The sequence below is a fragment of the Aeromonas finlandensis genome (assembly GCF_000764645.1).
Taxonomy (GTDB): domain Bacteria; phylum Pseudomonadota; class Gammaproteobacteria; order Enterobacterales; family Aeromonadaceae; genus Aeromonas; species Aeromonas finlandensis.
In genome coordinates this window covers 1-9,500 of record NZ_JRGK01000014.1, presented here as the reverse complement: position 1 = coordinate 9,500, position 9,500 = coordinate 1, and the positions used below count along the sequence as shown (strand labels likewise).

Genomic DNA, 9,500 nt, shown 5'->3' with positions numbered 1-9,500 from the left:
ATTACAGGCCTATGCAGGCATGGGGTTCTTGTCATTCGCCATGATAGTGATGGGCAGCCCGATCGGGAATACCGGTACCTGGTTCGGCTCCATGGTGATGGTCGGGCTGGGACTCTGGATCGAGCTCAGCGATTACTATGACGAGGATGAGGACGAGAACGATCAATCCTGAACCGGATGACGATTCAACAACAAAGGCGGAGCGATTCCGCCTTTGTCATTTCTGCCGTTTGGCAATGTGCCCGGATCAGCGGGTCGAGCGCATGGCCCGCTCCAGATGCAGCGCTGTCTGCACCGGGTTCGCTTTGGGGTCGTTGAAGAAGTTGCTCAGCACATCGAGGATCGCCTGCCGCATATTGGTCGGCGTCGCCATCCCTTCCGCCATGCTCGGCAGCAGGTTGTCCTGTTTTTCCGCCTGCAGGAAATCCTGATAGGAGCGCACGGCGCAGCGGTCGAACTTGCTCATGTCGGGGTTGGTCAGCGCCGGGATCGACCCCTTCACCCGATTGAACTCCGCCTGGAATTTCGGCGTCATCAGCAGTTGGGCCAGATCGCCCTGCGCCTGCAACTGGGTCGGATCCCGCTGTTTGAACATGGCGATGGAGTCGAGGTTGTAGCTGAACAGCCCGGTGCTGCCCGGGCTCGGCAGGCAGGCGATATCCTCACCCGGCCGGTAGTTGCCGGCGCTCAGCTCCCCCTTCACCCAGTCGCCCATCACCTGCATGGCGGCGCCACCGCTCTCCAGCAGATTGGTGGCCTGATGCCACTTCAAACCGGCGTATTTTTGCGGCACATAGGCGCGCAGCTGCTGGAAGCGGGTCAGCACTCGCACCATGTCGGGGCCGGTCAGGGTGGCGCTGTCCTGTTCGAGGAACGCCTTGCGGTAGAACTCCTTGCCCCCCTCACCGAGTGCCACTGTTTCAAACAGGACCGCCAGCTGCCAGGGCTCGTTGCCGATGGCGAGCGGAGTGATGCCCCGTTTTTTAAGCTGGTCGGCGATGGTGACAAACTGGGCCCAGTCACTTGGCGGGGTCAGTTTCTGCTGTTCGAATACCTTGCGGTTGAGCCACAGCCAGTTGACCCGATGGATACCGGTGGGCACCGCCATCAGGGCGCCATTCTGGCTGAGGGTGGCCCGCACCATGGGAGGCATCTTGGTGTACCAGCCGAGGTGATCGGCCATCGGGCTGAGATCGCGCAAAAAGCCGAGTCCGGCCCACTCCTTGAGCTCGTAGCCCTTGAGGTGGGCCGCTTCGGGCGGGTTGGCGGCCAGTGCCCGGCTTTTCAAGACCGTCATGGCGCTCTTGCCGCCGCCACCCTGCACTGCAAAGTCGTTCCACTGGTTGCCCTGGGCGATCCACTCCGACTTGAGCACTTCGACCGCCTTCGCTTCGCCGCCGGAAGTCCACCAGTGCAGCACCTCCACCTGGGAGGCGCAGACAGAACCGGAGAGCAGGGCGAGCAGGGGAATAGGGAACCACTTCATAGGGGAACTACCTTGGTAGGGAGAGTGTGGCCTGCAGGCCACCTTGCGGACGGTTTTCCAGCACCAGATCGCCGCCGTGGGCGTGGGCAATGTTGCGGGCGATGCCAAGGCCGAGGCCGGTTCCCGCCTGATCGGTGCTGAGCCGGTAGTAGGGCTCGAAGATGCGTTCGAACTGATCGTCCGGCAGGCCGGGGCCCTCGTCCATGATGAAGAGGATCAGCATCTCCTCGTCATCCATGATGATGATGCGGACCCGCTGGCCGTACTTGATGCCGTTATCCACCAGATTGCCGATGCAGCGCTTGAGGGCCAGCAGCTTGCCGCGATAGGCCCATTTGCAGTGGCCTTCGATGGTCAGCCGTTCGTCGTGCAGGTTCATCGACTCCGCCATCTGCTCCAGCAGGGCGTTGATGTCGATCTCCTCGATATTCTCGTGAATGTCGGTCTCTTTTACCGTCTGCAGCGCCCCTTTCACCATCAGCTCCAGCTCGTCGAGATCCTTGTTGAACTTGCCGATCTGTACTTCATCGTCGAGCAGTTCGACCCGCAGCCGCAGTCGGGTGATGGGGGTCTTGAGGTCGTGGGAGATGGAGCTGAACAGCCGCTCCCGATCGTCGATATAGCGGCGAATGCGGTGCTGCATGATGTTGAAGGCACGGGTGGCCGCCACGATTTCCGATGCCCCTTCCTCTTTGAGCGAGGGTTGGTCGATATCCTTGCCGAGGTTGACCGCCGCCTTGGCCAGCCGGCGCAGCGGGCGGGTCTGCCAGCGCACCAGCATAAAGGTGAAAAAGCAGAGGAACACCGTCATCAGGGCGATAAAACGCACCTGATTGCTCGGCATCACGGTATCGTCGAGGGTCATGTAGGGGGCGGGCAGCAGGGCCGCCAGATAGAGCCACTCCCCCTTTTCAATTTCGATCTGGGTCACCAGTACCGGCGGATTGAGCGGTTCCAGCGACAGGGTATAGCGGGCCCAGGAGGAGGGGAGATCCGCCAGCAGGGTGTCATTGTTGAAGACGTGGAGATCTTCGGGCCGGGAGAAGTCCACCTTGATCGCCATGGCATCGGAGAGCTTGCGGGTCAGCACCCCTTGCACCTCCTGCAGCACCAGCATCTTGCGCTCGCTCTCGGGGATGGCGTTGATGTGGATCTCTTCCTCGTTGAGCGAGACGAAGAAGCGGCTGCCGCCCATGTTGCGCAGCTGGTCCAGCGCGATATGGCGATACTGCAGCGGCAGGGATTTGAAGAAGTTGACGGTGGAGGCGGCGGAGAGCGCCAGATTGCGGGTGGTGCTGATCATCCCCTCCAGCTCCCGCTTCTGGATCTGCTGCATCCAGATGCCGGTCAGAATGGTCTGGGAGAGCAGGATGGCCAGCAACAGCAGCAGGATCATCCGTGACAGCAGGGAGCGGGGTACCAGCGCCCCCCAGGACCACTTGTTGCTCATGGCAGCTCGTGCACCTCGGCAATCAGCATGTAACCGCTGCCGCGAATGGTCTTGATGATGCGCGGGCTCTTGCCGTTGTCACCCAGTTTCTGGCGCAGACGGCTGATCTGCACGTCGATGCCGCGCTCCATCGGCAGGCTTTCGCGGCCGCGGGTGGCATCGGAGATGGTGTCCCGATCCAGCACCACGCCTGGCTGTTGCAGGAACATGCCGAGCAGCATGGCATCGCTGCCGGAGAGATCCAGCAGGCTGCCATCGTCATGGGTCAGCTGGTGGCTCAGGGTGTCGAGGGTCCACTCGGCAAAACGCAGGCGGCGGCTCGGCTCTTTCTCTTTTTCCGGCTGGCGGAATTCGGCGCGGCGCAGCAGCGCCTTGATGCGGGCCTGCAGTTCACGGGGGCTGAACGGCTTGGCGATATAGTCGTCGGCGCCCAGTTCCAGGCCGATCACCCGATCCGCTTCGTCGGAGGCGGCGGTCAGCATGATGATGGGCACCTGGGAGTCACGACGGATCTGCTGGCAGAGGGTAAAACCATCCTCGCCGGGCATCATGATGTCCAGAATAATCAGGTCCGGGCTGTGCTGGGCGAGTTGCTGGCGCATCTCGTTGCCCTCCGCTGCCGTCAATACCTGAAAGCCCGCCCGGGTCAGGTACTCATTGAGCAGCTCGCGGATCTCTTGGTCGTCATCGACGATCAGCAGTTGTTTGCTCATTGACATATGTATGTGCATCCACCCATTTTTTTGTGCAGATTGAACCTGTCGGGGGAGTAAAAAGCAAGCAAGCCCCCCATCTAATGTGAGGTTTAAGGTAATAACAGGCTATTGATAAGTTTAAAACGAAAAAAGGCCGACCCAAACGGGACGGCCAACAGACAACTTCTGACCACTGACGCTCACCCCGTGTGGCGATCGTCACAGATTTGAAAAGGGGCCAGTCAGACTGGCCCCGAAAAGGGACAACTCTCAGTAGTGCATCCCGTCGATCTGGCTGGTCATCACACCCGTTCGAATACGGTGGCGATGCCCTGACCCAGACCGATACACATGGTGGCAACCCCTAGCGTGGCATCCTTCTCCTCCATCAGATTGATGAGGGTGGTGGAGATGCGCGCACCGGAGCAGCCGAGCGGGTGGCCCAGCGCAATGGCGCCGCCGTTCAGGTTTACCTTTTCGTCCACCACGTCCTGCAGACCGAGGTCCTTGACGCAGGGCAGGGACTGGGCGGCAAACGCCTCATTCAGCTCGAACAGGTCGATATCACCGACAGTCAGACCGGCACGCTTGAGCGCTTTCTGGGTCGCCGGTACCGGGCCGTAACCCATGATGGCGGCATCACAACCGGCGATGGCCATGGCACGCACCTTGGCACGGGGCGTGAGGCCGAGGGCCTTGGCGCGATCCGCACTCATCACCAGCATGGCGGCGGCGCCGTCAGACAGGGCTGAGGAGGTGCCGGCAGTGACGGTGCCGTTGACCGGATCAAACACCGGGCGCAGCTGGCTCAGGGTTTCGACTGTGGTCTCCGGGCGGATCACTTCGTCGTAGTCGTAGAAGAAGCGGGCGCCGCTGGCGTCATGGCCTTCCAGCCCGACGATCTCCTTGGCAAAACGCCCCTCCACGGTCGCCGCATGGGAGCGGCGATGGGAGCGAGCGGCAAACTCGTCTTGCTGCTGACGGCTGATGCCGTGCAGCTTGCCAAGCATTTCGGCGGTCAGCCCCATCATGCCGGAGGCTTTCGCCACCGACTTGGCCATGCCGGGGTGGAAGTCGACGCCGTGGCTCATCGGCACGTGGCCCATGTGCTCGACGCCGCCGATGATGAAGATATCCCCATCACCCACCTGAATGGCGCGGGAGGCGTCATGCAGCGCCTGCATGCTTGAGCCGCACAGGCGGTTGACGGTGACCGCCCCCACTTGCTTGGGAATACCGGCCAGCAGCGCGGCGTTGCGGGCAATGTTGAAGCCCTGCTCCAGGGTCTGCTGCACGCAGCCCCAGTAAATATCCTCGATCTCGTTCGGGTCGAGGTTGGGGTTGCGCAGCAGGATGGATTTCATCAGGTGCGCGGACAGATCTTCTGCACGCACGTTGCGGAAGGCGCCGCCCTTGGACCGGCCCATCGGGGTCCGGATACAGTCGACAATGACTACGTCTTTCATGAATGGATCTCCTTTCCGCAATCAGTAGAAGGTTTTGCCCTGGGCAGCCATTTCACGCAGCTTGTCGCTGGCGCGGTAGAGCGGGCCCAGATCGGCATACTGGTCGGCCATGGCCACGTAGCGATCCAGACCAATGGTGTCCAGATAGCGGAACACGCCGCCGCGGAAGGGAGGGAAGCCCAGACCGTAGACCAGTGCGATGTCGGCTTCGGCTGGGGTGGCAACAATGCCCTCTTCCAGACAGAGCACCACCTCGTTGATCATCGGGATCATCATGCGAGCGATGATGGCTTCCTTGTCGAAATCCTGCTTCGGCTTGGCAATAGGGGCCAGCAGCTCGTAGCTGGCGGCGTCGGCCACCTTCTTCGGCTTGCCCTTCTTGTCTTGCTCGTAAGCGTAGAAACCCTTGCCATTCTTCTGACCGAAGCGGCTCACCTCATACATCACGTCGATGGCGGTGCGGCCTTCCTTGCTCATGCGAGCCGGGAAACCTTGCGCCATCACGTCACCGGCATGGTGACCGGTGTCGATACCGACCACGTCCAGCAGGTAGGCGGGGCCCATCGGCCAGCCGAACTCTTTCTCCATCACCTTGTCGACGGCCGCGAAGTCGGCGCCATCGGCGACCAGCTTGTTGAAGCCGAAGAAGTAGGGGAACAGCACGCGGTTGACGAAGAAGCCCGGACAGTCGTTGACCACCACCGGGGACTTGCCCATGGCGGCGGCATAGGCCACCACGCGGTTGATGGTTTCATCGGAGGTCTGCTCGCCGCGGATGATCTCCACCAGTGGCATGCGGTGCACCGGGTTGAAGAAGTGCATGCCGCAGAAGTTCTGCGGGCGCTTCAGCCCCTTGGCCAGCAGGGAGATGGGAATGGTGGAGGTGTTGCTGGCGAGCACGGCGTCTTCGCCAATGATCCCTTCCACTTCGCCCAGTACGGCGGCTTTCACCTTGGGATTCTCGACTACGGCTTCCACTACCACATCCACATGCTTGACGTTGTCATAGCTGAGGGTCGGAGTAATGGCAGAGAGCACCTGGCCCATCTTGATGCCGTCGATGCGGCCCTTTTCGAGCTGGCCGTTGAGCAGCTTGGTGGCTTCGCCCATGCCAAGTGCCAGTGCCTTCTCGTTGATATCCTTCATCACCGCCGGAATGCCCTTGCTGGCAGACTGGTAGGCGATGCCGCCCCCCATGATGCCGGCACCCAGTACGGCGGCGTGGCCGGTGGCCTTGCTTGCCTGCTTGGCCGCCTTCTTGGCCAGCGCCTTGATGTGCTGATCGTTCAGGAAGATACCGACCAGCGCCTTGGCGACATCGGTCTTGGCCAGCTTGATAAAGCCCTGTGCCTCAACAGCCAGTGCCTCGTCACGGCCCATACCAGCGGCGGCCTCGACGGTTTTCACCGCGGTCATCGGCGCCGGATAGTGTTTGCCCGCCACGGCGGCAACCATGCCGGCGGCGGTGGTGAAGCTCATCATGGCTTCCAGTTTGGAGAGGCGCAGCGGGGCTTTTTTGGCGGCGCGACGGCTCTGCCAGTCCAGCTTGCCCGCGATGGCGTCTTTGATCATCTGCAGCGCAGCGCTCTGCAGCGAGTCGGGGGCGACTACGGCATCGATGGCGCCAACCTTGAGGGCGTCATCGGCACGGTAATCCTTGCCGGTGGTGATCCACTCCAGCGCGTTGTCGGCGCCGATCACTCGCGGCAGACGGACGGTGCCGCCAAAGCCCGGCATGATGCCGAGTTTGGTCTCGGGCAGGCCAATCTTGGCGCTGGTGTCAGCCAGACGGAAGTCGGTGGAGAGGATGGTCTCGCAGCCGCCGCCCAAGGCGTGACCCTTGATGGCACAGAGGGTCGGCACCGGCAGATCTTCGATGGCGTTGAAGATGTCGTTGGCCTTTTTCAGCCAGCCGAGCAGATCTTCTTGCGGCAGATCGAACAGTTCCAGGAATTCGGTAATATCGGCGCCGACGATAAAGGCGTCTTTGCCGGAGGTGAGGATCAGACCTTTTAGTTCACGTTCTTGTTGTAATGCGGCGATCGCTTCGCTCAGGGAGAGCAGGGTAGCGCGATCCAGCTTGTTGACTGAACCCGGGGCATCAAACCTCAGTTCGGCAATGCCGTTTTCGAGGTAGCTGACCGACAGGGTTTCGCCTTGGTAGATCATGAGAGTGTCTCCTTGTTCCCACTCAGTGGGGGGTGTTGCTCCTTTATCCCCAGCAGGGGGCGAGGCTCACTATTGATCCAAAAGGAGACATTTTCAACACCTATTTAAAACATTTGTTTAACAGTTATCGAGTAAAAGCTCCTCATCACAAAACGGGCAAAAGAGAGGCGCCTTGCGGCGCCTCTGATGGATGTGAGTTTGTTATCAACTGGCCAGTTCCGGCCGGTTGCGATACTGGTTCAGCACCTCGGGATCGGCGAGGGCGTGGGTGTTGTTGACGGGTCTGTTGTGCACCACTTCCCGCACCGCCAGTTCGACGATCTTGCCGGACTTGGTGCGGGGGATGGCATCCACCTGCAGGATGCGGGCGGGCACGTGGCGGGCGGTGCAGTGTTGCTTTATTTGCTGGCGGATCCGCTCGCGCAGCGGTTCGTCCAGTTTGCAGCCCGCCTTGAGTTTGACGAACAGCACCACCCGCTCGTCCTGCTGCCACTGCTGGCCGATGACGATGCTCTCTTCCACCTCGTCCAGTTGCTCGACATAGCGGTAGATCTCGCTGGTGCCGATGCGCACGCCGCCCGGGTTGAGGGTGGCGTCGGAGCGGCCGTAGAACAGAATGCCGCCGGTCGGGGTCAGCTCGATCCAGTCGCCGTGGCACCAGATGTTGTCGAACCGCTCGAAGTAGGCCGCGTGGTACTTGTCGCCGCTCTCATCTCCCCAGAAGCCTACCGGCTGGGCCGGGAACGGTTTGGTGCAGACCAGCTCGCCCTTCTCCCCCTGCACCGGCTGGCCCGCTTCGTTGAACACCTGCACCGCGAGACCGAGTCCGCGTCCCTGACTCTCGCCGCGATAGACCGGGCTGAGCGGGTTGCCGATGACGAAGCAGGAGCAGATGTCGGTGCCGCCGGAGATGGAGCTGAGCTGCACATCCTGCTTGATATGTTGGTAGACGTAGTCGAACCCCTCTGGCGACAGCACAGATCCGGTGCTGCAGATCAGCCGCAAGTGCGGCAAGTTGTGGGTGTTGATGGGGGCATAACCCTGTTTGTGCAGCGCATCGAGATACTTGGCCGAGGTACCGAACAGGGCGACCTGCTCGTCGCGGGCCAGATCCCACAGCACGTTGCCGTCCGGATAAAACGGCGAGCCGTCGTAGAGCACCAGGGTGGCGCCGGAGGCGAGGGCGCTCACCAGCCAGTTCCACATCATCCAGCCGCAGGTGGTGAAGTAGAAGATCCGCTCCCCCGGTTTGATATCGCAGTGCAGCTGGTGCTCTTTCAGGTGTTGCAGCAGGGTGCCGCCAATGCCGTGCACGATGCACTTGGGTTTGCCGGTGGTGCCGGAGGAGTAGAGGATGTAGAGCGGATCGTTGAAGGCCATCGGCTCGAAGGCGAGCTGGGCACCGTGCTGGCTTGCCAGTAGTTGCTGCCAGTCGTGGCCAAACTGCAGCGGGTTGCCGAGCAGGGGGATCATCACCGTCTGCTCTATGCAGCCTAACTGGCTCACCACGCTGGCGACCTTCTGCTGAATGTCGATCCCCTTGCCGTTGTAGCGATAGCCATCCACCGCGAACAGCACCCGGGGCCGGGTCTGGCCGAAGCGTTCCACCACGCTGGCTTCGCCGAAGTCGGGGCTGGTGGAGGTCCAGATCGCACCGAGGCTGTTGGTTGCCAGCATGGCAACCACGGTTTCCGGAATATTGGGCAGGTAGGCCGCCACCACGTCGCCACGACCTATGCCCTGATGGCGCAGCCACTGGGCCAGCCGGGCCACCTGATCACTCAATTCACGCCAGCTCAGCGTGCGGCTTGGACTCCCTTCGATGCGGGAGATGATAGCCGGGCTCTCATCCTGACGGCGCAGCAGGTTTTCGGCGAAGTTGAGGCGACTGTCGGGGAACCAGCGGGTACGCTGCATATCCTGACGGTTCTCCGCCACTATGTTGCCGAGCTCGCCCTTGACGCCACAGTGCTGCCACACCAGCGGCCAGAAACGGGTGGTCTTCTCCACCGACCATTGGTAAAGCTGCGGATAGTTCTGCAGTTGCAGGCCGTGGAAGCGGTTTACCTCGGCCATAAAGCGGTAGAGGTTGGATTGCTGCATTCCGAGCGGATCCGGTTGCCACAGGCAGAGGTTGTCCATGAGTAATCCCTGACTTCATGTATCTACCGGCAGTGTATTGAATTGTTTTTGATTTGTTAACGACTGGTTCTCTGTTGATAACAAACGGTTTG

General features: G+C 61.3%; 6 protein-coding genes. All 6 read right to left on the bottom strand.

Annotated elements, in window-relative coordinates; all coding sequences use genetic code 11:
• Positions 1-247: 247 nt before the first annotated feature.
• Positions 248-1,486, bottom strand: coding sequence for an ABC transporter substrate-binding protein (locus LD28_RS0100725; protein ID WP_033135126.1), 1,239 nt, complete (start codon positions 1,484-1,486; stop codon positions 248-250).
• A gap of 7 nt (positions 1,487-1,493) precedes the next feature.
• Complete coding sequence (locus LD28_RS0100720; RefSeq protein ID WP_033135125.1) at positions 1,494-2,936, bottom strand: ATP-binding protein; 1,443 nt, start codon at positions 2,934-2,936, stop codon at positions 1,494-1,496.
• Positions 2,933-3,655: a response regulator gene (locus LD28_RS0100715; RefSeq protein WP_005339475.1), complete on the bottom strand. Its 723-nt coding sequence runs from the start codon at positions 3,653-3,655 to the stop codon at positions 2,933-2,935. The genes LD28_RS0100720 and LD28_RS0100715 overlap by 4 nt, the downstream gene beginning before the upstream one ends.
• 278 nt (positions 3,656-3,933) lie before the next feature.
• The gene (gene fadA, locus LD28_RS0100710; protein WP_033135124.1) at positions 3,934-5,097 is read right to left on the bottom strand and encodes an acetyl-CoA C-acyltransferase FadA; all 1,164 of its coding nucleotides are present in this window, start codon (positions 5,095-5,097) and stop codon (positions 3,934-3,936) included.
• Positions 5,098-5,118: 21 nt separating this feature from the next.
• On the bottom strand, positions 5,119-7,266 hold the full coding sequence (gene fadB, locus LD28_RS0100705; RefSeq protein WP_033135123.1) for a fatty acid oxidation complex subunit alpha FadB: 2,148 nt from the start codon (positions 7,264-7,266) through the stop codon (positions 5,119-5,121).
• A gap of 204 nt (positions 7,267-7,470) precedes the next feature.
• Positions 7,471-9,408 carry an acetoacetate--CoA ligase gene (locus tag LD28_RS0100700; RefSeq protein ID WP_033135122.1) on the bottom strand — a complete coding sequence of 646 codons (1,938 nt, stop codon included), beginning with the start codon at positions 9,406-9,408 and terminating at the stop codon, positions 7,471-7,473.
• Between the last annotated feature and the right edge of the window lie 92 nt (positions 9,409-9,500).

Bases quoted from the DNA above. Each gene is read 5' to 3' on its own strand.
- LD28_RS0100725 (WP_033135126.1), bottom strand. From the start codon at position 1,486: ATGAAGTGGTTCCCTATTCCCCTGCTCGCCCTGCTCTCCGGTTCTGTC.
- LD28_RS0100720 (WP_033135125.1), bottom strand. From the start codon at position 2,936: ATGAGCAACAAGTGGTCCTGGGGGGCGCTGGTACCCCGCTCCCTGCTG.
- LD28_RS0100715 (WP_005339475.1), bottom strand. From the start codon at position 3,655: ATGTCAATGAGCAAACAACTGCTGATCGTCGATGACGACCAAGAGATC.
- fadA (WP_033135124.1), bottom strand. From the start codon at position 5,097: ATGAAAGACGTAGTCATTGTCGACTGTATCCGGACCCCGATGGGCCGG.
- fadB (WP_033135123.1), bottom strand. From the start codon at position 7,266: ATGATCTACCAAGGCGAAACCCTGTCGGTCAGCTACCTCGAAAACGGC.
- LD28_RS0100700 (WP_033135122.1), bottom strand. From the start codon at position 9,408: ATGGACAACCTCTGCCTGTGGCAACCGGATCCGCTCGGAATGCAGCAA.